The organism is Acinetobacter sp. ANC 7912, assembly GCF_039862785.1.
GTDB lineage: Bacteria > Pseudomonadota > Gammaproteobacteria > Pseudomonadales > Moraxellaceae > Acinetobacter > Acinetobacter thermotolerans.
The window spans coordinates 2,568,445-2,594,033 of record NZ_CP156795.1 but is presented as its reverse complement, the minus strand read 5'-3'; the positions used below and the strand labels follow the sequence as shown (position 1 = coordinate 2,594,033).

The following is a 25,589-nucleotide window of genomic DNA, read 5'->3' as shown; positions in this document are numbered from 1 at the left end:
AAAAATTGGAGTTTGTGGCATGAATTTGGCTGATCGTGATGGTTTCATTTGGCAAGACGGACAACTCGTAGACTGGCGTGAGGCGAAAACTCACGTATTAACACATACCTTGCACTACAGCATGGGTGTGTTCGAGGGTGTGCGTGCTTATGAAACCCCGAATGGCACGGCTATTTTCCGTCTGAAAGAACACACCAAACGTTTACTTAATTCTGCAAAAATTTATCAAATGAAAGTTCCATTTGATCATGCAGCATTAGAACAAGCTCAAATTGATGTCGTTCGTGAAAACAAGTTAGCATCTTGCTATATCCGTCCAATTATCTTTATTGGTTCTGAAAAACTGGGTATTGCTGCGACTGACAATACCATTCATGCAGTGGTTGCTGCATGGAGCTGGGGTGCATACCTGGGTGAAGATGCGATGGCAAAAGGTATTCGCGTAAAAACTTCATCATTCACGCATCACCATCCAAACGTGACTATGTGTAAAGCCAAAGCTTCTGGTAACTACACGCTGTCTATTCTGGCTCACCAAGAAGTCGCTCATGCGGGCTACGATGAAGCAATGCTTCTTGATCCACAAGGTTATGTCTGCCAAGGTTCTGGTGAAAACGTATTCCTGGTACGTGATGGCGTGATCCATACCCCTGATATCGCGGGTGGTGCACTGGATGGTATTACTCGTCAATCGATCATTACCATAGCGAAAGACCTTGGCTATGAAGTGGTTGAACGCCGTATTACCCGTGATGAATTCTATATCGCTGATGAAGCATTCTTCACAGGTACTGCTGCAGAAGTGACTCCAATCCGTGAATACGATGACCGTCAAATTGGCGAAGGTGTACGTGGTCCAATTACCACTCAAATCCAGAAAGCTTACTTTGATGCAGTTCAGGGTAAAGATCCTAAATATGCACACTGGTTAACTTACGTAAAATAAGTCAATCGGTTAAGATGAAAGGCGAAACTTATGTTTCGCCTTTTTTATGAGTTCAAGATAGGTCATTCAGTAAATGCATATTGTCTACGTCAGTGATAGAAAAGCAGGGCATCAATCGCAAGCTTTAGGCTTGTATAAAGCCATGCAAAGGCTATCCGAAATTGATGTGACCTTTGAGGAAGTTCCTATTGAAAAACTCCCAGTATTTGGGCTTTTTTGCTCGTTTAGAAAAAATCAGTATGAAGCTATAAAAAATATACCTGACTATATATTTGGTGTAGGGAGTCATACTCAGCTTCGTGTTTTGCTCTTAGGAAGAGTTTTTCCAAAAACGAAAACTGTCATTTTGATGAAACCGAATTTTCCTTTTGCTTGGTTCGACCATGTGGTAATTCCTGAGCATGATGGTGTGCCTGAAAAAGGTAATGTGATTTTGACTCAAGGTGTGCTTAATCCAATTGTCAATGAAGGTCGTCACCAACCCAATCGGATTTTGATTGCATTGGGTGGTTCATCTAAACGTCATCAATGGAATGAACAAAAAGTCTTATCTGCAATTGAACAAATTGTAGAAAAAAATCGCAATAGTGAAATCATTTTAACTACATCGCGCAGAACGCCGAAAGAATTTTTAGACCATTTGAAAGCCAAACCTTATAGCGAAAGCTTACAAATCTTCCCTGTTGAACATACCCCCCAAGGCTGGATTTTTGAAGAGATGCAAAAAGCCGAAGCTGTATGGGTCACCGAAGACAGTGTATCGATGATATATGAAGCGCTGACGGCCGGATGTAAAGTGGGGGTGATTGAGGTAGATCGTTTGAAGGAAGATCGGATTACGCGTTCAGTAAGTAAATTAGATGAACAGAAGCTTATTTCCAGTACCACTCAGCTTGATAAATTAGTCGCTGCAACTGCTTTTAAAGAGGCGGAGCGTGTGGCAACATATCTTCTCGCTCCATAAGCAGGGTTTCCCGTGATTTATATTGTTGTTCTTGTCATGATTCTGATGTTGGCCTTCAGTTATAAATATGCGTGGTGGAAACCTGCCGTTGATTGGAAAAGACCCCGTGTCTTGATGTATCACATGGTGCGTGATCATATTGAGGGAGCCAAGTTTAATAAATTACGGGTCAAACCGGCTGAGTTTGAAAAACAAATTGCTTGGATGAAAGCTGAAGGTTTTCACTTTGTCACCATGCAAGAATTACAAGAGAATTGGGGGAAACATCCGGAGAAAACTGTCGCAATTACCTTTGATGACGGTTATCTGGATAACTTGGAAAATGCCTTTCCTATCTTGGAAAAATATCAGGCAAAAGCGACGATTTACGTTGTGGTTGACCGGCATGATCGTGATTGGTCGACTTATAAAAAAGCGCATCATAACAGTGGTGAGCTGGCTCGGGAACCAAAACTGAACGATGTTCAGGTCAAGCAGTTGTTAGATTCTGGCCTGGTTGAAATCGGTTCACATACTATGACCCATGCAAATTTGTCCAAATTGGATGATGTAGCGTGTCTGAAGGAATTAACGGAATCTAAACATCAGCTTGAGGCTCTAATTGCCAAGCCTGTGACAAGTTTTGCCTATCCATTCGGGATTTATTCACAGCGTGATGTAGAACTGGCGAAACAGGCGGGTTATAGCAATGCTGTGACCACTATTGAAGGTATAGATAGTAGTTCACCAGACTTTATGCAGCTACAACGTATCAAGATTAGTGGGAAAGACTCACTATTTGCGGTGAAGCTGCGCTTGAAGTTGGGTAAACGAGCATAATCACGCTCGTTTATTAATCTTACGTACATGATCGAGTTGATTAAAATAAGTAGTAAGCTTTTGATGATGCTTATTCCAAGTGTCTATTGGATTAATGTGTGCAGCTAAATAAATTAATAAATCAGAGAATTTTTTCTCAGGTCGATGTCGAATACTTTTCCAATAGGTTGAAAGTGCTTTTTTAGTTAATAATTTTTTATCCTGTTCATTTATATTGGGGTAAGCATGAATAAAGTCATCAATAGTAAAGAACATATCATGGTGCTGTTGCTCTAAATGACGTGATAAACGATTTTCACCACGAACCGACTTGGTTTCGTTTGCATCTAAGAGAACAAAAACACTATGTAAATCACTAGAAATAATTTTTTTAGAATATTTGGCTAAACTTAAAGCCAGTGATTCATCTTGAATAAATATATTTTCATTACAGCCTTTTGATTTTAAAAATAATTCTCGCGTACACATCACGCACATTTGCATAATATTATTTTTAAGCACATAGTTTAAAGGAGTGGTACTAGACTCCCAGATTCCAATGGTGTGTTTTTGAATTTCATTTAAATCGTGAATCTTTACTTTTTCTGCATAGCATAAGTCTGCCTGATGTTTTTGCATTTCATCTAAAAACATATTTAAGCGATTAGGAGCTAGAATATCATCAGAATCCATAAAAAAGAGATAATCACCGGTTGCAGTTAATGCGCCTTGATTCAGTCGAACAGCAGGGCCTTGATTATCTGTATTTTGAATGATTTTAACTTTAGGATAATGGTCTAGTAGATATTGAGAATTAATTGACCATTCTGGATCTGTAGAACAATCATCCACCACAATAATTTCATGTAAATTTTTATCTTCAGGTTGTAATGAATCAATCGTTCTATTGAGCAATAAACCTTTGTTGTAATGGGTGAGAATGACTGAGATCATTTTAATATCCTAAATTACGTTTAAATGCTTGAACAATAGGTCCAATTAAATCTAAGTCTTGGGTATTTTTTAACTCAGGGCGCTTAAAATTCTCTGTCAAATTTTGTCTCTGAATTAGATTATATTGTAGATATTTACGATTCAGAGGCTCCAAAATAGATTTGGAACTATAAATTGAGCTAACTAGACGGCCACTTTGAATTGTTTCTGCCAGCATGGAAGTACTGTCTTCCGTAACAAAAATATAGCTGGATTGTTTAATAAGCTGGACTAAAGATAAAGCATTTTCAGTTTGAACTAAATGTAATTGAATATTTGAGGGAATAGGGGTCTTTTGAAAATAGTCTTCTAAATTAGGTGTACGGCGAGAATTGGTAATTAATCCTTTCAACTGATTTTGAGCACAAAAGGCAATAAATTTTTTAATCATTTTTTCAAAATCTTCAGATGAAAAAGGATGCTCATCTGTCGGACCACCTAAAACTAATAAAGCCGTAGTTTGATCAAGCTGATCTTCCTGTAAGGTAAAAAAGTCTTTTTTTACGGGGGGGGTGGTTAACACTACTTGGTCAGAGTTCGTCGTTTGTTCTAGTGCTGTAATAGTACAGTTGACCAACTGTCCATTTACCTTACGCAAATCGCCTGCATAAAATATTGGAACTTTTAATTTCCGGCTTATCGCAAGACCATAGAGCAAATTTGGCATGCCTGAACAAATAATACAGTCAATATTTTGTTCGGGTAGCAAATCTTTAAAAAGAATAGGTGAGCAAAGATCAAATAAATAAGGATACCAACTCAGTTTTTTTAACAGGCTGATCTGCCATTTTTTTATATCAGGAGTTTCGGCTTTATTTAAAGTTGTTGCATAAGCTGTTTCTAGGCAGTCATATACGCCAAGACTAGGATTTAAATGTCCAGCACGTTGGTCATGAATCAGGAGAACTGCAAGGCTAGGTTTGCTTTTCATCATATTTGAAGGTTTGATCTATCTATTTGGTATGGTAGCAAAATTCATTAAATTTGTCAGATGGCGGATAAGGCATGGATAGGAAAGATTATTTTCAGAGAGATGATGGTTTATCTATCTCGAAAATATTAGAATAAAAGATCAATCCAATGAACGATTGGTAAACTTACTGCGAAGGCTCTTTTTCTTGAACACGTTAAAAATCATTCACACTGTATATGGTGATGCTTCGGGTGGGCGTTGGCAAGCTATGCTGAATACTTTCGATGCACTCGCGAGTAAGGGGTATGAAGGTATTCTGGTATTTGGCGATGAAAATAGAAAACTGAAATCTGAATATTATCCGAAATTTCTTCTGAATAGTTCTGGTTTTTATGATTTATTCGCTGCAGTGAAATTGGCTTTATGGTTGCGTAACTATCGTCCTGATGTGGTAATTGCTCATAGTGGACGTGCAGTTTATTTATTTAAAAATGCAATATTTCTTGCACGAATAAAGTGCTCTGTTATTGCAATGAACCATAGTCATAATGTGAAAAGAACGGTAAGAGCAGATGGATTTATTCATATTACTCCTTATGTTGCGCAATGTGTTGCAGAAGCAGCAGAAAAAAAAGGTATAGATTTAACTAAAAAACCCCAAGCTATTATCTCCAATTTAATTCATTTACCCGATGAGCAACCATCTTTTAGTAATAGACTAGGACAGCCTGTCATCTTAGGTGTTATGACGCGTTTGGTCGAATATAAAGGTACACATTTAGCAATTGCTGCTGTAGAGCAACTGAAGCAAAAAGGATATCAAGTTAAATTATTAATTGCTGGGGAAGGTGAGCAAAAGGAATCACTGATCCAGCAAGTGAAAGATTTAAAATTAGAAAATGAAATCGTGTTTCTAGGGTGGGTTGGTGGTAAAGATAAAATAAAGTTTTATAAAGAGATTGATATTGCCTTGGTTCCTACCATGAATGATACCCAGCCTTTAGCTATATTAGATGCTTTTGCCTGGGGGAAGCCAGTGGTTGCGAGTGATCACATTAGTGTGCAGCAGATTATTCGGCAGGGTGAAAATGGTTTAATGGCGCGATGTGGTGATGCTCAAGATTTATCTGAAAAATTAGCTAACCTCATTACGGGCCCTATCAAAAGATCGAATCTTGTTGCTTCTGCATATCGAGATGTATTGGATCATTATGAGTTCAATAAAGTAGCTGATAAGTTGGATAACTTTATTTGTTCTCTTTTTTAATATGATTTATTGAATTAGATACTATAATTCACTAGAACATCAATTGGTTTAGGTTATGAAGTTTTTAATTACTGGTGGGGCAGGTTTTATTGGATCTGCGGTTATTCGTCATATTATTAACCATACAGACGATGAAGTATTGAATGTTGATAAATTAACCTATGCTGGTAATTTAGAGTCTCTAGTTGAAGTTGAAAAAAATACTCGTTATTCATTTCACCAAATTGATATTTGTGATGAAGTTGCAGTAGCACAAATTGTTAAAGATTTTCAGCCTGATATTGTCATGCATTTGGCAGCAGAATCCCATGTAGATCGTTCTATTGATGGACCCGCAGAGTTTATTAAAACAAATATAGTAGGTACATATACGCTTTTAGAGGTTTTAAGAAAATATTGGCTGACATTAGGTGGTGATAAAAAAGCCAAATTTCGTTTTCACCATATTTCAACGGATGAGGTATATGGTGATTTAGAGGGAACAACAGAGTTATTTACCGAAACAACTTCTTATGCCCCTAGCTCACCGTATTCTGCGAGTAAGGCAAGTTCGGATCATTTGGTTCGCGCATGGTATCGAACTTATGGTTTTCCTACTATCGTTACTAATTGCTCAAATAATTATGGACCATATCATTTTCCAGAGAAGCTTATTCCACTCATGATATTGAATGCTCTGGATGGAAAACCCCTTCCTGTGTATGGAAATGGCCAGCAAATTAGAGATTGGTTATTTGTTGAAGATCATGCGCGAGCTCTTTATCAAGTTGTTTGTCAGGCAGCGGTAGGGGAAACCTATAATATTGGCGGACACAATGAGAAGCAAAATATAGAAGTTGTACGAACAATTTGTGCATTGTTGGACGAATTAAAGCCTCGTGACGATAAGCAGTCCTATACAAGTTTGATTCGCTATGTAACAGATCGTCCTGGACATGATGTACGTTATGCAATTGATGCTTCAAAAATTGCCAGAGACCTTAACTGGGAGCCGCTAGAAACCTTTGAAACAGGCTTACGTAAGACGGTTGAATGGTATTTAAATAATTTAGAATGGTGTCGTCGAGTTCAAGATGGCAGTTACCAGCGTGAAAGATTAGGTGTGAATTAATCATGGATAACAAGACAAAGGGTATTATTTTAGCAGGTGGTTCTGGTACTCGCTTGTATCCAATTACAAAAGGCGTATCTAAGCAACTTTTACCAATTTATGATAAACCGATGATTTATTATCCGCTTTCAGTGCTTATGTTAGCGGGAATCCAAGATGTTTTAATCATTACGACACCAGAAGATAAAGACAGTTTTGAACGTTTACTAGGCGATGGTTCTCAATTCGGTATACGAATTCAATATGCTATTCAGCCTAGTCCAGACGGCTTAGCTCAAGCTTTTATCATTGGTGAGGATTTTATTGGCGATAGTAATGTTTGTCTTGTTCTGGGGGATAATATTTTCTATGGTCAAGGTTTTACGCCAATGCTGAAACAAGCTGTCTCACGTGGAAAAGGTGCAACAGTGTTTGGCTACCAAGTTAAAGATCCAGAGCGCTTTGGTGTTGTCGAGTTTGACAGTGAGCGTCGCGCAGTTTCATTGGAAGAAAAACCAGTTCAACCAAAATCTAACTTTGCTGTAACGGGACTTTATTTTTACGACAATGATGTTATTGATATCGCGAAAAAGGTAAAACCTTCTGATCGTGGTGAATTAGAAATAACCACAGTTAATCAGATGTATCTTGAACGTGGTGATCTGAGTGTGGAGCTTTTAGGGCGAGGTTTTGCTTGGTTAGATACAGGAACCCACAGTAGCTTACTTGAGGCTGCTCAGTTTGTTGAAACGTTGGAAAAACGCCAAGGATATAAAGTCGCTTGCTTAGAAGAAATCGCATATAACCAGGGTTGGCTGAGTAAAGCGCAAGTGTTAGAAATTGGGCGAAGTATGAGTAAAAATGATTATGGTCAGTATTTAATTTCTTTAGTGCGTGATAGTTTATGAGCCTCATTCAATTAATTGATTTACCGAATTTAAGTGATGAGCGTAGTGGTTTGGTTGCACTAGAATCCATGGGTTCAATTCCATTTGAGCTGAAGCGGATTTATTATATTTTTAATAACACCCAAAATTATCCTAGAGGATTTCATGCGCATAAACGACTTAAGCAAATCGCCATTTGTCTTCACGGAAAATGTAGATTTATTTTAGATAACGGTTATGAGAAAGAAGAAGTAATTTTGTCTTCTCCTTTGCAGGGGCTATTAATCGATAGCTTAATGTGGCGTGAAATGCATGATTTTTCAGATGACTGTGTGCTACTTGTTTTAGCGAGTGAGCATTATGACGAATCTGATTATATTCGTGATTATGAAGAGTTTTTAAAGGAAGCTCAAAAACCATTTATACATAAAACAGCTGATGTGCAGACGAATAAGATTGGTTTAAATACAAAAATTTGGCAATACAGCGTCATTTTACCTAAAGCTAAAATTGGAGAAAATTGTAATATTTGCGCTCATACTTTGATTGAAAATGATGTTTCTATTGGGGATAACGTCACAATAAAGTCAGGGGTATATCTGTGGGATGGAGTGACATTAGAGGACAATGTATTTATTGGGCCGTGTGTCACTTTCACTAATGATAAAACACCACGCTCTAAACAGTATCCTAAACAATTTTCTAAGATATTAATAAAGCATGGAGCAAGTGTCGGTGCAAATGCAACGATCCTGCCAGGAATTACAATTGGTAAGAATGCAATGATAGGGGCAGGTGCAGTAGTCACTAAAGATGTTCCAGAAAATGCAATTGTGATAGGTAATCCAGCTTATATTAAAGGCTATATTCAATGATTCCATTTTTAGATTTAAAGAGAGTAAGTCAACAATACCGTGATGAGTTGATCCAGGCCTGTAAGCGTGTAATTGATTCAGGTTGGTATATTGGTGGCCAAGAATTGGAGAAATTTGAACAAAACTTTGCAAATTTTTGTGGAACAAAATTTGCCATTGGTGTTGCTAATGGTTTAGATGCTTTAATCTTGACACTTCGAGCATGGAAAGAGCTTGGTCAATTAAAAGATGGTGATGAAGTCATTGTTCCTGCAAATACTTACATTGCAAGTATATTGGCAATCACTGCAAATGATTTAAAACCAGTACTGGTTGAACCTGATGAGCAAAGTCTAAATATTTCAGTAGATGCTATTCAATCAGCAATTACCGAGAAAACTAAAGTAATATTAGCTGTGCATTTGTACGGTCAGTTGGCTGATATGCCAAAAATTATGCAAATTGCAGAACGGCATAATTTGTTGGTACTTGAAGACTCCGCACAAGCGCATGGTGCAAAAATTCAAGGAAAAAAAGCAGGAAACTGGGGTGATGCTTCTGGGTTTAGTTTTTATCCAGGAAAAAATTTAGGTGCCTTAGGTGATGCTGGGGCTATTACGACCAATGATGCTGAGCTTGCACGAACATTACAGGCTTTACGTAATTATGGGTCACATGAAAAATATAAAAATTTATTTGTGGGTGTGAATAGTCGTCTTGATGAAATTCAAGCCGCTATGCTAGATGTGAAGCTGAAATATTTAGATGAGGAAATAGTGAAACGTCGACAAATTGCTGCGTCGTATTTAAGCCAAATTCAAAATCCATTTATAGCTTTACCTTTAACAGGGAGTGATACTCAGCAATATAAACAGCATGTATGGCACTTGTTTGTAATTCAGTCTGAATATCGTGATGAATTGCAGAGTTATTTAAAAGAAAATGGTGTGCAAACTCTAATCCATTATCCTATTCCGCCACATAAACAGGAGGCTTATAAAGAATGGAATGACTTAAGTTTTCCTATAACTGAACGTATTCATGCACAAGTTTTAAGTTTGCCGATGGGACCAACTCAAACTTTAGAAGAAACTCAAAAGGTTATTGAATTATGTAATGCTTTTTTACCTAAAGGGAGAGCTTAAATGCAACCTTTAGTTTCAATAGTGATTCCTTGCTATAATCATGAAAATTATATTGAAGAGAGTATTCAAAGTATCATTGATCAAACATATTCGCGTATTGAACTCATCATTATTGATGATGGCTCAGTAGATCTTTCTGTTGCTAAAATTCAGGCAATGTTACCAATATGTCAAAATCGATTTGAGAGTGTGTATTTTACCACACGCCCGAATAAGGGTTTGTGTGCAACTTTAAATGAAGCGTTAACACATTGTCATGGTAAATATATAAGTATTATTGCGTCTGATGACCTTATGTTGCCTCAGAAAACCTTTATACAGGTTAAATACTTAGAAAATCATGCCGATATAGCAGGTGTATTTGGAGGGATTTTTCTTATCAATGATCAAGGTGAGGTTGTTGGTGAAAGAGTCTCTCAAATTACAGAATATACTTTTGAAGATGTCATTAAATCTAAACATGACTTACCTGCACTAACTCAAATGTATTTGTTGTCAGTTCTAAAAAATATTGATGGGTTTGATCCGAATATAAAAATTGAAGATTGGGATTTGCTATTGAGATTACTTCAAAAAAAATATAAGTTAGCTTATATTCCTGAAAAACTTGCAAAATATAGGGTTCATAATACAAATTTTTCAAAAAATAGTTTGAAAATGGCTATAGAAATGCAGAAGGTACTTGAAAAGTTTAAACACGAGCCATCTTATTCTTATGTAAATTATAGATTAAATAGAACTGTTTTAAGGGAGAGGTTTAAAAAAAGAAATCCTATAAAATATTATATAATGAAAATAATAAATAAAATGAACTATATTAGATCAACGATATAAAATGATCAGCCATATTTTTTATAGAAACTTTATTTTTACATGTTTGTGGGTAAACATAAGGTTTCTGTATGCATTTGTTTAAAGAGAATGCTAAATCTTGAATATTTTGTTTATTTACTAAAATATCTTTTATGATATTTGCACAAAACAAATCTTCAATACCATGTGAGGAGTTATAGGTAACCACTGGTAGATCTAATAAGATTGATTCAGCTAAAGTGACAGGGCTGCCTTCATATAGTGAGGACATCACTAAACACTTACTTTGAAGCATTACGGTATAAGGTTCTTCAATCCAACCTAAAAAATCAACTCGGTCGAAAATTCCTAGATCACGTGTAAGATTTTCAAGATTACTTCTTTCTGTTCCGTCACCCACAATAGCCATTCTTCCTGTTGACTGACTCATCGCAAAGGCTTTAATAGCATGATCCACTTGTTTGATTAGTACTAGGCGGCCAACAAAAATGACATCCCATTTTTTTTCTGTTGTTGGATATCGATTAAGGTATTTGGATGGAATATTTACACCATTCGCAATCGTTTTAATGGAATTTGGATTGGAATATGTTCTAGCTTTATTTTCTAAATCACGGTTTACAGTAATTAAATTCCCGTTGCGAAATAATTTAGAAAATTTTCGTCTATTTTTTAAAAAACGAATATGTTCTTTAAGTTGTTTGAGGGGATTATTAAACCTTCTAATTTCGAGTAAATCTCCATGAATCCAGTGCCAAACATTACCTTTTAGATATGGTGCGAGCCAATGGCCATTATTATATCCAGTTATTATTAGGTCGAAACCATAAGCTAGGAGTTGATCAATTTTTTGTTTCTCATAGTGTGTTAGTGTTTTATTTTTCCACATTTTTCCATAAGCAAAGGATTCAGATATTTGCAGATCTGTATAGTGGACAAGGGAAGAACAATGATAATGATTACGTTGTCCATTAAGGACAGCTAAATAAATAATATGATCTTGTTTTGCCAGATATTCAGCAAGTTGCAGTGTAATCCTTTCTGCGCCTCCACAGCCTAAGTGATCGATAATAAACAAGATTTTTGACATTTTTTTAGCAGTAGTAGGTGGGTGCGATCAGTATATCAGCAAGATTTTTTTTGTAAATTACACTAACGACTAAAAAACGATCCATTAGTTGATATGTCTTGTAAATAGGAATCAAGGAAATACAATAAGCATATTTTTATATTGCATAGTTATTGTATGAGCATTAGATATAACCCAGTAATTGATGGATTGAGGGCACTTGCTGTATTGCTGGTGATTTTCAACCATATCGGGATACATTTATTTTCTGGAGGGTTTATCGGGGTTGATATTTTCTTTGTAATTTCAGGTTATTTGATTACTTCAATTATTTATAAAGACATGAAATTAGGGGATTTTTCAATAGGAAGCTTTTATAAAAAACGGGTGATTAGACTGGCACCAGCATTTTTTACTGTATTGACAGTAGTATCAATAATTAGCTGGTTCAGTATGTTGCCACATGAGTTGGCTGAATATGCAAAGAGTGCTATATATTCAACTTTCCTGATGGCAAATGTTTATATGCGCAAGGAGGTTGGAGGATATTTCTCCACTAGTGTTGAGGAAGTACCTTTATTACATTTGTGGTCTTTAGGAGTAGAAGAACAGTTCTATCTATTCTGGCCCTTATTGCTTTTGATGCTAATAAGGAAAACTAATCCTAAATGGATGCTCTGGATTATTATTGGATTAATTATTGCTTCAGTTTTTTATGCTGAACAGCAAATTTTGAAAAATGCTGGTAAAGCATATTATCGGATGCCTGTTCGCGCATGTGAAATGTTGTTAGGAGCGTTGATTAGTTTTCTACCGGTAATTCGTATCAAAGATATTTTAGTCAAATTATTAATTTATCTAGCAACAATTTCACTGTGTATTACAGCCATTTTTTTTAATGAAGAGACTAAATTTCCAGGTCTGAATGCTCTGATCCCATGTTTATTAACAGCTAGTATTATTTATTTTAGTCAGACTTTACAACAGCAAACTATTTTATCTAGTTCAGCCTTTTTATGGATTGGTAAAATTTCCTATCCTATGTATCTTTGGCATTGGCCTATTATTGCCTTTCTTAATATTTATTTGATTAATATAGATTTTTATATTCAAGCTTTTATTGTTTTGCTCACTATAGCATTAGCTTGGTTAACTTATATTTATTGTGAAAAGCCAGCTAGAAAATGGGTCACGATATCTAATAAGAAAGTTCTATGTATCGGATTCTTATTGCCTAGCCTTAGTTTTGCAAGTATGTCCGGTTTTATTCAAATTAATAATGGTCTTCCCGGACGATTTGAGCCTGTTATCAGTCAGCAAGTCGAAGCTCTTCAGTCTGCGGCACATTTTGTTCGAAAAGAATGTCACGATGCCCCAAAAGATCGTTCTATTTTACCAGAAGCATCACTATGTAGTTTTGGAGAACGCGATAAGGCTAATATTGATCTCTTAGTATTAGGTGATTCTCATGCTAATAGTTTGATAGGTGCACTTGAAGTTTGGGCCAAGGCCGCAGGTATGAGAGGATATGATCCCACCCAAAGTACCAGTTTATATTTACCTGGGGTCGCTCTGTATGAGAGAAAAACTGGAGACACATATATAGAGTTTTCATCATTTAAAGTCAGGAATGAGAGCTTAACTTCACATTTAGCATCCAATCACTATCCAATTATCGTTGTGTCAGGATACTTTTCGACCTATTTGAGTGAGAAGGTTAAACTTGATGATGGTACAGGAAGATCGAACGAAGAAATTTTTGTAGAAAGCTTTAAAAAAGGTTTAGATAATATTTATCAGTCAGCGGATAGGGTTATCCTTATGCTAGATGTACCAGAGTTGTTTGAATTAAAAGCAAACTGTTATGCTCGTGTTACTATGCTTAAATTAAACCATGCGTGTACCACAGATGTGCAAAGTTTATACTCGCGGGATAAACGATTCCTTCAAATTTTGGACAGAATAAAATTAGATTATCCAAATCTGGAAATTGTAAATCTAAATTCTATTATTTGTGATCAATTAGTTTGCCAGAGTCATTCAAATAATATTCCTTTATATAGAGACAAAGATAGTAATCATTTATCTTTTATAGGGTCTTCAGTTTTGGGTGACGAGTATCTAAGACGAAGAGGTAATCCTTTATTAACGTATTAATTAAACAATGGCTTAGTATTTTACTAAGCCATTTTTATGTAAATATCAATAATAATTAAATTTATCTTAATCTTTCTCCGGGTTCCCCTTCAACACCATATAAATCAACCCTGCAAAAATCAGGAAAGCACCAATAATACTACTTAAACAAAAGTAGACGATTCGATCATTGGTGGTTAAGTGGAACAAGTTGTTGGCAAGGATATAGCGCATAAACAGCCATTGTACGACTGAAAACACAATCAGCATGATGCCACGATTACGGACAGCAGGACGCATTGCCATGGGAGAAAATCCACATATAAGAAGAACTATCCAGATTATGCCATTTTAAAGACAGAAGCTCAATTTATTCAATTTTTATAACCAATCATAGATTGAATATCCTATGTATTTGTTTAACTTTTATAAGGATTGACGTTTCCATAACAGTTACGAAAGCGTTTATATGACCAAATATATTGTGCAGGTGCAGAGGCAATCATCTGTTCCATGTGTTGGTTTAAGCATAGGACACCAGTTGGTACATCTTTAGAGCTAACTTCACTTGATACGGAAGTACAGTAAATATCAAAATAACTATCTTGATTGGTACGAATACAGCTGATCCCTACGACATTACATTGTGTTTTTTGAGCCAACTTCGGCACAATAGTGCCGGATAAAACATTCTGATTAAAGAAATTGGCATAAATACCGCCAGAAGGTTTAGGAAGATGGTCGGGCAAAATAACCGTAAGCCCACCTTGTTTTAAATGCTTATAGATTGCTCGTATACCAGTTTCATCAATTGGAACTAAAATAGCATTGGTTTTTTGACGAGCTTCCAAAATGTAGCGATTTAAATCTTTACTTTTATTGGGTTTGTACATAATCATAGGTTGTGTTTGTGTACACAGCCATGCATTCAGTAATTCCCAACTGCCAAAATGAGGAACGACGACAATCACGCCTTTTTTCTCATTCAGTGCATGTTCTAAATATTCAATTCCATGAATTTGGTTGATACGGGAAAGATTGTATTTGGCAGGCATGCCCCAAAACTTAATACATTCTAAATAACTCAGGCATTGGCTCTGAATACTTTTTCGAATGATATGTTTTTGTTGTTCTGTATTTAAGTCTGGAAAAGCCAACTGAATATTAATTTTTGTTATACGGTGAATAGATGAGTTGGTCTGATATAAAACCCATGCTCCGAGATAGCCAATCATTTGCAATATTCGTAAAGGTAAAAAGGCTAAAAAATTTAATAGGATATACATGGAATAAATAGTTTCTCTTAGACTAGCAATCTGGTTATAAAAATTTTGTAAGTGCTTAACAATCTAAGAAATCATCAAAAATAATAAAGCAGCTAAATAACAAAATAGACAATTTGAAATAATAGATTTTAAAATTATTTCATCTTAGTAATAACGATGATTTTAAATATTTTTTAGGCTTAAAGCCTTAGCGAATATTATCAAAAATAACACTAATTATGATAAAAAAGCCCTGCAAGAGCAGGGCTTTTTGACATCAGTTATTAAAGATTATTTAGCTTCTTCTGCTTTTGGTTTTTCGCGTAAACGAATACCAAGATCACGCAATTGAGTCGGTTCAACTGGTGCAGGTGCTTGAGTCAATGGACATTCAGCTGTCTTGGTTTTCGGGAATGCAATCACGTCACGGATTGAAGAAGCACCAGTCATCAACATTACTAGACGATCCAGACCGAATGCCAGACCACCGTGAGGAGGTGCACCGAATTTCAGAGCATTCAGCAAGAAGCTGAATTTCTCTTCCGCTTCTTCTTCAGAAATACCTAGCGCTTCGAAGATCGCTTTTTGCATTTCCAGAGTATAGATACGCAGTGAACCACCACCGATTTCAGTACCGTTCAGTACCATATCGTAAGCCACAGATAATGCTTCACCTGGGTTGTTCTTCACTTCTTCAACACTTGATTTTGGCAGTGTGAATGGGTGGTGAACAGAAGTCCATTTGCCATCATCAGTTTCTTCGAACATTGGGAAGTCAACCACCCAAAGCGGAGCCCATTCACAAGTTGCAAGATTCAGGTCATGACCGATTTTCACACGAAGTGCGCCCATCGCATCATTTACAACTTTGGCTTTGTCTGCACCGAAGAAGACGATATCGCCATTTTCAGCACCAACACGTTTCAACAGATCCAGAACCACTGGCTCGATGAATTTCACGATTGGAGATTGCAGGCCTTCGATACCTTTTTCTAGCTCGTTGACTTTGATGTAAGCCAGACCTTTAGCGCCATAAATGCCTACGAATTTAGTGTATTCGTCGATTTGGCTACGTGGTAATGAACCAGCACCAGGAACACGCAGGGCAACAATACGGCCTTTAGGATCTTTTGCAGGACCTGCGAATACTTTGAATTCAACGTCTTGCATTAAGTCTGCAACGTCGACAAGTTTCAAAGGAATACGTAAATCTGGTTTGTCAGAAGCGTAGTCACGCATTGCTTCTGAATAAGGCATACGTTGGAATTTGTCGAATTTCACGCCAAGAAGTTCATCGAACATCTTAACGGTCATGCCTTCCATTAAATCCATAATATCATCGTCACTCATGAACGATGTTTCAATGTCGATTTGAGTGAATTCAGGCTGACGATCCGCACGTAAGTCTTCGTCACGGAAACATTTCGCGATTTGGTAGTAACGGTCTACACCACCCACCATTAACAACTGTTTGAACAGTTGTGGAGATTGTGGAAGCGCGTAGAAGCTACCATTAGAAACACGGCTTGGTACCAGGTAGTCACGTGCGCCTTCAGGAGTCGCACGAGTCAAAATAGGCGTTTCAACGTCTAGGAAACCATGTTCATCCAGGTAGTTACGGATCAGCGTAGTCACTTTAGAACGGAAACGTAAACGGTCGATCATTTCTGGACGACGGATGTCCAGGAAGCGGTATTTCAGGCGGATTTCTTCAGAAATATTGGCATTTTCGTCATTCAATGGGAATGGCGGAGTTTCAGACTGAGCAAGAACTTCGATTTCTTTACCCAGAACTTCGATCTGGCCGCTTACCATATTCGCGTTTTCAGTGCCTGCGTAACGACGACGTACACGACCTGTAATTTTTAATACGTATTCTGAACGTGATTTGTCCGCAGTTGCGAATGCTTCAGGAGTATCTGGGTCAATAACCACTTGCACGAGACCATCACGGTCACGCATGTCAAGGAAGATAACACCACCATGGTCACGGCGACGGTGTACCCAGCCGCAAATCGTTACGGTCTGGTCAATTTGAGCTTCGGTTAAAGAACCGCAGTAATGAGTTCGCATCATAGCGTAAAAAATCCAACTATATGGGTTAAGGAAGCGTATACGTAAACAGCGTACCGCCTTTTGCAAAGGTAGGATTATGCCTCTTTGAGCATGTTGTCACAAGAACTTGCGTGAAAAACAATACGATTTTGCGTGGAAATCTGTGGTTCTGTTGAAGACTCTAACCCAGACGGGAATTACGATCCAAAAATAGAAAGAGCATACATCCAAAGGTAAAGACTATAAGAGCAGTTTGAGTAAACACATTAAATGTAATCCCAATGAGATGATAAAGATCAGAGGAAATGACATGCCAAGGAAAATAGCGTAAATAATCTGCAACTGAAATAAGACCAGACAAGATTGATAGAATTGTTAACCCCCATCCTAATAAAACTACGTTTTTCCTGACTTTTAAATGCTGTTGATAACGTTGGTAATAGCGATACAACATCCAGCCTAAAATAGGAAGTACTAAGATTGAACTACCAATTTGTAGGGTGCGGTGTAAGGGATAAATATGCCCAAATAAGGAAATATCTTTTGATAAAAAAGATTTGAATATAACAGTGCGAAAATCTGCATGGGTCAGACCATCCCAAAGGATATGCGTACAGACACCAATAAGTACGGCAAACATGGTGCCAAGACCAAATTTAAAAGCACTAAAAAAATTATTGATATTTAAGGGATGTTGGATGCCACAAAAACGATAAATGACCGGGCGATATAAGATGTACCAGCAAAAGCTGAAACAAAGCCCTAGTATTAAATCGGGATAAAGTAATGAACTCCAGTAATGTGCTAAATAGGGATCATCATATCCATATCTGACAAACAGCCGATATAAATCCGGCACCATACAGCCAATTGCCAATGCTGCTACAGGTAGACGATTGCCTGTTAATTTTGAGAGCGGCGGAGCAAGTACGGCGTGGGATAAGGTAAAGGGCATATATAAAAATGTACTGGCTAGGAATCAGAATCTAAATAACAAAATCAGATCTAAAGTATAGCCTAAATCAAAAGAAATGATTGTAAAAGTAATGAAATGTTATATTATAACGTTATTCTGTTTTGAACATTTTGAGCTTGGGTCATGTCGTTTCATAAGAACTTAATAACACTCTCCATTTTTGCAGTTGTCACGCCCGTAGCTTGGGCACAACCAGAACAATCTGCTGGGCCGGTACAAACCTTGGAAACCATCCAGATTCAGGCCCATCCTTTAGTACAGACTGCAGCAGACTTTGCCGTGGCTGATCAGGTAATTGATCAGAAAGTGCTGGCTGAAGGCGCCACTACCATTGGAGATGCCATGGCTGGTCAGTTAGGGGTGTATTCCAATCAGTATGGTACTGGTGCCAGCCGTCCGGTCATTCGTGGCCAGGATGGACCACGGGTAAAAGTGTTACAACATGCTTCTGAAACAGCAGACGTTTCAACTTTGTCACCGGATCATGCCGTGACGGTTGATCCGATTCTGGCCAAACAGGTCGAAGTGATTCGTGGGCCCTCAACCTTACTTTACGGTGCTGGTACTGTTGGTGGTCTGGTCAATGTCACTGACCAGAAAATTCCAACCCAAATGCCGGAAGATGATTTGGAAGGTAAAGTTGGACTACGTTACAACTCTGGTAGTGATGAAAAATTAGCAAGTGCAGGTGTAACTGCTGGTATAGGTGAGAACTTTGCTTTACGTGTAGAAGGTTCTAAACACAAAGCCAATAACTATATTGCCCCGGATTATTTTCATGATCATGACGGTGAATTGGAAAAAGAGCGTCATGTGGGAAATACCTTCTCGGAAGGCCAGACTGTAAACGTTGGTGGTTCATGGATTCATGATCGTGGTTTCGTTGGCCTGTCTTATAGTAATCGCCAGGATCAATATGGCTTGCCAGGGCATAGTCATGAATATCATGAATGTCATCCACATGGAGAAGAAATTCATTGTGGTGGTCATGGAGCACCAGCGTCAGAGCCTATTGAAGAAGAACACGCACATGGTGGTCCGTGGGTAGACCTGAAATCTGAACGTTATGAGGTGCGTACTGAACTGGAACAGCCTTTTGCTGGTTTTGAAAAATTACGTACTCATGCCAGCTTTACCAATTATGAGCATGATGAACTCGAAGAAAATGAAGTCATCAGTAATTTTAAAAGTAAAGGCTATGATGGTCGTTTAGAGCTGGTGCATGTACCAGTCGCTGGCTGGGAAGGAGTGATTGGAACTCAATATAGCCAACAGAAGATTGATTTATCTGGATCATCTGAATCTCATGGTGATCATTCGCATGAAAGCGTAGTCATGCCAGATACCAAAACTGAAAAATATAGTCTCTTTGGTCTGGAACATAAGCAAATCGGTGATGTACATGTTGAACTGGGTACACGTGTAGAACATCAAAAAGTTAAAGTCGTGTCAGATCAAAAGAATTACTCTGACACGGGCGTATCCGGATCAGCAGCAGCGAATTGGGAATTTGCTCCTAATTACAAGCTTTCTCTCGTGGGTTCACATCAGCAACGTTTGCCACTGGCTCAAGAGCTTTATGCAGATGGTATCCATTTTGCGACGAATACCTATGAGCGTGGAAATCCTGATTTAGATGTAGAAAAATCTAATAATCTGGAGCTTGGCTTTGAATATGAAGGTGATAAGCTGAACTACCACGCACATATTTACCATAACTGGTTTGATAACTATATCTATGGTGCGACTACAGATCGTGAAGGTGACTTCCGTCTAGTTGACTACACGCAAGACAAAGCCCGTTTCTATGGTGCAGAAGCAGAAGCGACTTATGCACTGAATGACACTTATAAGTTGGGTGTATTTGGTGACTATGTGCGTGGCAAGATTGATGGTGACAATGCCCCACGTGTCCCGGCAGGCCGTTTAGGTACCAAGGTCGAAGCTGATTTTGCCGATGGCTGGTCAGGTCTGGCAGAGTATTATCATGTATTCAAACAGAATAAATTTGCAGACTTTGAGGATGAAACCCGGGGCTACAATATGGTTAATGTCGGCTTAAGCTATACCAATAGCATTGCCGATAATAATACTTATCGCGTGTACCTGAAAGCCAATAATTTGTTAGATGACCAGGTTTATTCACACACCTCTTTCCTGTCGAATATCCCGCAAGTAGGGCGTAACTTTACTGTGGGTATAGAGTACGATTTCTAAGGATGTGACAGGTGTAAATGGCTGCATTCCGGCCAAAACACTGAAAATGACTTGAAAAATCATCAGATAAAACCTAGCCTGATTATATTGGGTTAGGTTTTTTTATATGCGTATCTTTCAGCGAATTCACAATAAACTAAATTGGTCAGGACGCCGTTATATGGCAGTTATCCTTATATTGCTTGCGATAAGTTATCTGGGTGCAGCGCTGTATCACACCTTCAAGCCATTACCAGATGGCTTGAATTACACAGGCCAATTACGTCATTCTGAAGTGAAATTTCTGGCAGATCAGACCTATATTGATGCTCAGGGCAAGCAGCAGCTGGATCACCATATTTTCAAGGAAATGTTGAGCATGATCGAGGAGGCCAAAAGCCTGATCGTGCTGGACATGTTTCTGTTCAATACTGAAGTTGGGGAATCTAAGCTGGAACATGAGCAGCTAACCAAGCAGCTTACCGATGCCTTGATCAACAAGCGCATTCTCAATCCTGAACTGGAAGTGAAGCTGATTACCGATCCGATCAATTCAGTTTATGGCGGGATTTCGCCTGAACATTACCGGCAGCTACGCCAGCATGGTGTTGATTTGATTGAAACTGATCTAACACCGTTACGTGCTTCCAATCCGATGTGGTCGGGTTTCTGGTATTTGTGCTGTCAGGGTATTGGTAATAATCCGCAGAAAGGCTGGCTGCCAAATCCGTTTGGCGATGAAAAAATCACGCTGCGCAGCTATTTTAATTTGCTGAATTTCAAGGCCAATCACCGTAAAACTTTGGTCGTCGATACAGATGACGGCTGGAAGGGATTGGTCACTTCCATGAACCCGCATGATGGTAGTTCACGCCATTCCAATATTGCACTGGTGGTCAAAGGCAAAACTGCCCTAGATCTTCTACAGACTGAACAGAGTGTCGGCATGATGTCAGGTGCCAATATGCCTGCAGTCATTGCCGGTGAATTTGAAGCGGCGAAAACCGAGCCACAGGCACAGGTACTGACGGAAAAGGGCATTTATGATGCGACCTTAAATCTGATTAACACTGCGAAAAAAGGCGATCATATCGATTTGGCTGTATTCTACCTGTCGGAACGCAAAATTGTTAAGGCGCTTCTGGCTGCCCATGAGCGTGGTGTGCAGTTGCGTATTTTGCTGGATCCGAACAAGGATGCTTTTGGTCGTCAGAAAAATGGCGTGCCCAACCGTCAGGTGGCGCATGAACTGCATCAGGCGGGTATTGATGTACGTTGGTGCAATACGCAAGGCGAGCAATGCCATAGCAAGATCATTATCAAGCGTAATGGTTCGCAGGCCGAGATGATTTTGGGTTCAGCGAATTTTACTGCCCGTAATCTGAAAAACTATAATCTGGAAACGGATATGCGCGTGGTGGGTTCACCACAGTCTGCTGTTTTCGTGGATGCCCAGCGTTATTTTGAAAGTTCATGGTCGAATCTGGATGGCCGAAAAGCCAGTCTGGATTATTCTGCTTATCAGGATGACTCGCGCTGGAAATACTGGCTGTACCGCTTTATGGAATGGAGTGGATGGTCGACGTTCTAGATTTATTTTCACTAGAAAAAAGGAAGTCGAAATGGCTTCCTTTTTTGTTTTTCAGCCTTACTTAAATTGACGATATATTGAGCTTTAGCTCCTAAGAATGCTAAGACCCACTAAATTTTTGAAGAGAATAAAAAACGCTGACAGGAGTGTTCTGGACTGGGAACCAGACTCGCTGTCAGCGATAAAAATCTGCAGGCTCAGCATCCTTTACCTTGCCTGCATGAGCAAAAGGGTTGGTGATTAGCTAAATTCACCAGTCGAGCGCTCTTTGGCCCATTCACGCAGTACAAACTTTTGCAGCTTGCCAGTCGAAGTTTTCGGAATTTCAGTAATCACTACATCTTTCGGCACCTTGAAGCGTGCCAGATGCTGACGGCAGAATTCCATGATTTCTTCTGGTGTCACATCAAAGCCTTCTTTTAATTCGATGAAGGCACATGGTACTTCCTGCCAGTGTGGATCCGGTTTTGCCACCACGGCAGCCGTCAGAATGGCAGGATGCTGATACAGGACTTCTTCAACTTCCAGTGAAGAAATATTTTCACCACCCGAGATGATCACATCTTTAGAACGGTCAGTAATCTTGGCATAACCATCCGGCTGACAAACCGCAAGGTCACCGGTATGGAACCAGCCACCAGCAAAAGCTTCCGCCGTCGCTTCAGGATTTTTCAGATAGCCTTTCATCACGATATTGCCACGGAACATGATTTCACCAAGAGTCTTACCATCATGTGGCACTTCCTGCATGGTTTCAGGGTCCAGTACCTTCATACCATCTTGCAGTGGATACGGTACGCCTTGGCGTGAGTGTAACTGTGCCTGTTCTTGAATCGACAGATCTGACCAACCCGCTTGTGAAGCACACAGCGCAGAAGGGCCATAGGTTTCAGTCAAGCCATACACGTGAGTCACATTGATGCCGATATTACGCATGCCTTCAATAATGGCTGCTGGAGGGGCAGCACCAGCGACCATCACTTCGACGCGGTGATCGAACTGGGTTTTCTTCTCTGCTGGAGTATTGATCAGCATTGACAGCACAATCGGTGCACCACAGAAATAATCAACTTTGTGTTTGGCAATCAACTGGAAAATCAGTTCAGGATCAACTTTACGCAAGCAAATATTGGTACCGCCGTTGGCTGCCATAGTCCAGGCAAAACACCAGCCATTACAGTGGAACAGTGGTAGGGTCCAGAGATAAGTTGCACGCGGGGTCATACCGCAGGCAATGATATTACTCGCTGCATTGATATAAGCACCACGGTGATGATAAACCACACCTTTCGGGTTACCGGTTGTACCTGAAGTATAGTTTAGGCTGATCGCATCCCATTCATCGCCTGGCAGGTGCCATTCAAAGTTTGGATCACCTTTGGCCAGCCAGTCTTCGTATTCGATCTGACCAATACGAGTACCTGGCAGTTCATAATTTTCGTCTGCCACATCGATGACATAAATGTCCTGATTGATCAGTGCCAGCGCTTCTTGCGCCAGAGCAGTAAATTCAGGATCGACCAGCAAAACTTTGGTTTCTGCATGTTCCAGCATAAATGCCAGTGTCTTGGCATCCAGACGGGTATTAAGGGTATTGAGTACTGCACCTGCCATCGGGATCGCAAAGTGCGCTTCGATCATGGCTGGGACATTCGGTAATAGCACAGAAACAGTATCGTTCTTGCCCACACCCAGTTGTTGCAATTGATGGGCAAACTGACGGCAGCGTTTGTAGGTTTCACGCCAGGTGATTTCACGCTGGCCATGAATGATAGCATTCTGGTTGGGATAGATATAGGCCGCACGATCGAGATAGCGTAAAGGTGAAAGCGCTACAAAATTTGCTGGCGTGCGTGGTAATTCATCGTATGCACTGACCATTGTTCTACTCCATGAATAAAATAATTATTGTGTAATTACTCTAAATCTAGCAATTCTGCACCGGTTTGACATTTATGCTTTAGTCGAGCCTGATCCATAATTTATATTTTTAGCTGTAGATTTTTGTTTTTACGGATTTTTATTCAAACAGCATAACTGTTACTTTGTATGTCGGAGCATTCTGGAAATATAGAAAAAATGGATGAGATAGAGACAAGTGGTAATACTGACCGATTTATATTGATCAGCTATTCAAAGATCCAGACTCATTTTGCTGGATTGGTGACTATTAAAATCAAATTATTTTGCAAGTAATTATAAATTAATAAGTTTTATAAGATTTTTATTGACTTTTTCTCAGAAAAGCTGCATGATGAGAATAATATAACAAAACCCTAAAAATAATAAGAATAACAGCCCGAGTTGATGGGTTAAACGGGGTAAAAGGAAGCCGCTATGGAAATAGCACCAGCACAGATGTGGGCCAACTGGTCCGGTTCACAACGATCAAATCCTCATATTTTCCATCCTTATAGTGTGGAAATGTTGCAGGGATTGGTTCGTGTTTATCCCAAGTTGCGTGTCGTTGGTGCCAGTCATTCCTTTAGTGCCCTAGCCAAAACCAATGATATTCTGATCTGCCTAGATCAGCTCAAGGGCATGTGTGGCTATGATCGTGAGCAATGTCGTAGTACTTTCTGGGCGGGTACTCGACTGCATGATGTAGGAGAAAAGCTGGCCACCATTGATCAGGCTTTGGTGAACCAGGGTGATATTGATAAGCAGAGTCTGGCGGGTGCGATCGGTACAGGCACACATGGCACCGGGATAACGCTTCCTTGTTTATCTGCATTGGTTTCTGAATTCGAACTCATGCTGGCGGATGGAAGCCTGATTCAGTGTAGCTCAACGGAAAATCCAGAAATCTTTACCGCCGGTCGGGTAGCTTTTGGCAGTTTAGGTATCATGACCAGAATTCAGCTAAAGAACCGGCCGATGTACCGTCTGCGTGAACAGATCCGGCTTTGTTCTCTGAATGAGCTGTATGCTCATATCGACCAATGGAAGCACCAGCACCGGCATGTTGAATTCTGGGCTTTTAATCATTCTGATAACGTCATTTTAAAAATACTGGATGAAACCGAAGAGGATACACAGGCTCGTCCAGATGGCTGGATGGATGAAGACTTTATTTTGAAAATGTGCTGTGAATTGACCCGACTGTGGCCGGGACTGAATCCTTGGTTGCAGCGTCTACTCAATGTCTTCATTCGACCTTCAACGGCAGTAGATTGGTCCAGCCGGATTTTTCCGAGTGTACGCAATACTCGCTTTAATGAAATGGAATATCAGCTACCTGTTAAACAGGGGCTGGCCTGTTTTGAGGAAATCATGGAGGTGTTGCGGCGACAAAATGCGCCCGTGTTTTTTCCGATTGAATTTCGCTATGTGCGCGGTGATGACATTTGGCTAAGTCCATTCTATCAGCGTGATTCGGTCTCGATTTCGGTGCACCAGTTCTATAAGCAGGATTATCAGGTAGTTTTTAATCTGGTCGAGCCGATATTTTTGAAATATGGCGGGCGTCCGCATTGGGGTAAACTGCATTCATTACATGCTCGTCAGCTATGTGAACTCTATCCAAAATGGGAGGAATTCCAACAGCTACGGAAAGCACTTGACCCGGAAGGAAAATGGCTCAATCCTTATCTTGAGCGTCTGTTCATTCCGTCCTGAATGAACAAAGGAG

General features: G+C 39.2%; 21 protein-coding genes. 13 read left to right on the top strand and 8 right to left on the bottom strand.

Annotated features, from left to right (window positions below; all coding sequences use genetic code 11):
* The first annotated feature begins 19 nt into the window (after positions 1-19).
* The 3 genes from ABEF84_RS12770 to ABEF84_RS12760 all read left to right on the top strand — a co-directional run bounded on the left by ABEF84_RS12770 (position 20) and on the right by ABEF84_RS12760 (position 2,729).
* On the top strand, positions 20-946 hold the full coding sequence (locus tag ABEF84_RS12770; RefSeq protein WP_347453130.1) for a branched-chain amino acid transaminase: 927 nt from the start codon (positions 20-22) through the stop codon (positions 944-946).
* Positions 947-1,019: 73 nt separating this feature from the next.
* Positions 1,020-1,910 carry an ELM1/GtrOC1 family putative glycosyltransferase gene (locus ABEF84_RS12765; protein WP_347453129.1) on the top strand — a complete coding sequence of 297 codons (891 nt, stop codon included), beginning with the start codon at positions 1,020-1,022 and terminating at the stop codon, positions 1,908-1,910.
* A 12-nt stretch (positions 1,911-1,922) separates the two neighbouring features.
* On the top strand, positions 1,923-2,729 hold the full coding sequence (locus ABEF84_RS12760) for a polysaccharide deacetylase family protein (protein WP_347453128.1): 807 nt from the start codon (positions 1,923-1,925) through the stop codon (positions 2,727-2,729).
* Here ABEF84_RS12760 and ABEF84_RS12755 read toward each other — a convergent pair whose 3' ends face one another.
* Together ABEF84_RS12755 and ABEF84_RS12750 are read right to left on the bottom strand one after the other, a co-directional pair.
* A complete protein-coding gene (locus tag ABEF84_RS12755) occupies positions 2,730-3,662 on the bottom strand; it encodes a glycosyltransferase (RefSeq protein ID WP_347453127.1) in 933 nt (310 codons plus the stop codon).
* 1 nt (position 3,663) lies between these two features.
* Positions 3,664-4,635: an ELM1/GtrOC1 family putative glycosyltransferase gene (locus ABEF84_RS12750; protein ID WP_347473392.1), complete on the bottom strand. Its 972-nt coding sequence runs from the start codon at positions 4,633-4,635 to the stop codon at positions 3,664-3,666.
* Positions 4,636-4,819: 184 nt separating this feature from the next.
* On the opposite strand from ABEF84_RS12750, the gene ABEF84_RS12745 reads away from it, so the two are divergent.
* From ABEF84_RS12745 to ABEF84_RS12720, 6 genes are read left to right on the top strand one after another with little or no spacing between them, the layout of a single operon-like run.
* Positions 4,820-5,881 (top strand): glycosyltransferase family 4 protein, encoded by a 1,062-nt coding sequence (locus ABEF84_RS12745; protein WP_347473393.1) that lies wholly within the window; start codon positions 4,820-4,822, stop codon positions 5,879-5,881.
* A 55-nt stretch (positions 5,882-5,936) separates the two neighbouring features.
* Positions 5,937-6,992, top strand: coding sequence for a dTDP-glucose 4,6-dehydratase (gene rfbB / locus ABEF84_RS12740; protein ID WP_347473692.1), 1,056 nt, complete (start codon positions 5,937-5,939; stop codon positions 6,990-6,992).
* A 2-nt stretch (positions 6,993-6,994) separates the two neighbouring features.
* Complete coding sequence (rfbA, locus tag ABEF84_RS12735) at positions 6,995-7,879, top strand: glucose-1-phosphate thymidylyltransferase RfbA (RefSeq protein ID WP_347453123.1); 885 nt, start codon at positions 6,995-6,997, stop codon at positions 7,877-7,879.
* Complete coding sequence (locus ABEF84_RS12730) at positions 7,876-8,733, top strand: WxcM-like domain-containing protein (RefSeq protein ID WP_347453122.1); 858 nt, start codon at positions 7,876-7,878, stop codon at positions 8,731-8,733. Before rfbA ends, ABEF84_RS12730 begins: the two co-directional genes overlap by 4 nt.
* Positions 8,730-9,857: a DegT/DnrJ/EryC1/StrS family aminotransferase gene (locus ABEF84_RS12725; RefSeq protein WP_347453121.1), complete on the top strand. Its 1,128-nt coding sequence runs from the start codon at positions 8,730-8,732 to the stop codon at positions 9,855-9,857. Before ABEF84_RS12730 ends, ABEF84_RS12725 begins: the two co-directional genes overlap by 4 nt.
* Positions 9,858-10,691 carry a glycosyltransferase gene (locus ABEF84_RS12720; RefSeq protein WP_347473691.1) on the top strand — a complete coding sequence of 278 codons (834 nt, stop codon included), beginning with the start codon at positions 9,858-9,860 and terminating at the stop codon, positions 10,689-10,691.
* Here ABEF84_RS12720 and ABEF84_RS12715 read toward each other — a convergent pair.
* On the bottom strand, positions 10,675-11,760 hold the full coding sequence (locus tag ABEF84_RS12715; protein WP_347473690.1) for a glycosyltransferase: 1,086 nt from the start codon (positions 11,758-11,760) through the stop codon (positions 10,675-10,677). The two genes, ABEF84_RS12720 and ABEF84_RS12715, sit on opposite strands and share 17 nt — an antisense overlap.
* Before the next feature lie 156 nt (positions 11,761-11,916).
* Here ABEF84_RS12715 and ABEF84_RS12710 point away from each other — a divergent pair, with 156 nt between their 5' ends.
* Positions 11,917-13,896 carry an acyltransferase family protein gene (locus ABEF84_RS12710; protein WP_347473689.1) on the top strand — a complete coding sequence of 660 codons (1,980 nt, stop codon included), beginning with the start codon at positions 11,917-11,919 and terminating at the stop codon, positions 13,894-13,896.
* A gap of 66 nt (positions 13,897-13,962) precedes the next feature.
* Here ABEF84_RS12710 and ABEF84_RS12705 read toward each other — a convergent pair whose 3' ends face one another.
* The 4 genes from ABEF84_RS12705 to ABEF84_RS12690 all read right to left on the bottom strand — a co-directional run bounded on the left by ABEF84_RS12705 (position 13,963) and on the right by ABEF84_RS12690 (position 18,150).
* Positions 13,963-14,181 (bottom strand): hypothetical protein, encoded by a 219-nt coding sequence (locus tag ABEF84_RS12705; RefSeq protein ID WP_034584664.1) that lies wholly within the window; start codon positions 14,179-14,181, stop codon positions 13,963-13,965.
* Between the two features lie 113 nt (positions 14,182-14,294).
* Complete coding sequence (locus ABEF84_RS12700) at positions 14,295-15,191, bottom strand: lysophospholipid acyltransferase family protein (protein WP_347473882.1); 897 nt, start codon at positions 15,189-15,191, stop codon at positions 14,295-14,297.
* Between the two features lie 240 nt (positions 15,192-15,431).
* A complete protein-coding gene (aspS, locus tag ABEF84_RS12695; RefSeq protein WP_034584819.1) occupies positions 15,432-17,216 on the bottom strand; it encodes an aspartate--tRNA ligase in 1,785 nt (594 codons plus the stop codon).
* A gap of 160 nt (positions 17,217-17,376) precedes the next feature.
* Complete coding sequence (locus ABEF84_RS12690) at positions 17,377-18,150, bottom strand: DUF4184 family protein (protein WP_347464141.1); 774 nt, start codon at positions 18,148-18,150, stop codon at positions 17,377-17,379.
* Between the two features lie 144 nt (positions 18,151-18,294).
* Between ABEF84_RS12690 and znuD the strand changes: the two genes are divergently transcribed.
* Together znuD and ABEF84_RS12680 are read left to right on the top strand one after the other, a co-directional pair.
* Positions 18,295-20,388: a zinc piracy TonB-dependent receptor ZnuD gene (znuD, locus tag ABEF84_RS12685; RefSeq protein WP_347464143.1), complete on the top strand. Its 2,094-nt coding sequence runs from the start codon at positions 18,295-18,297 to the stop codon at positions 20,386-20,388.
* 106 nt (positions 20,389-20,494) lie between these two features.
* On the top strand, positions 20,495-21,958 hold the full coding sequence (locus ABEF84_RS12680; RefSeq protein WP_347473688.1) for a phospholipase D family protein: 1,464 nt from the start codon (positions 20,495-20,497) through the stop codon (positions 21,956-21,958).
* A 240-nt stretch (positions 21,959-22,198) separates the two neighbouring features.
* Here ABEF84_RS12680 and ABEF84_RS12675 read toward each other — a convergent pair whose 3' ends face one another.
* Complete coding sequence (locus tag ABEF84_RS12675; protein ID WP_347464147.1) at positions 22,199-23,839, bottom strand: acyl-CoA synthetase; 1,641 nt, start codon at positions 23,837-23,839, stop codon at positions 22,199-22,201.
* 456 nt (positions 23,840-24,295) lie between these two features.
* Here ABEF84_RS12675 and ABEF84_RS12670 point away from each other — a divergent pair, with 456 nt between their 5' ends.
* The gene (locus ABEF84_RS12670; protein WP_347454737.1) at positions 24,296-25,576 is read left to right on the top strand and encodes a D-arabinono-1,4-lactone oxidase; all 1,281 of its coding nucleotides are present in this window, start codon (positions 24,296-24,298) and stop codon (positions 25,574-25,576) included.
* Positions 25,577-25,589: the final 13 nt, after the last annotated feature.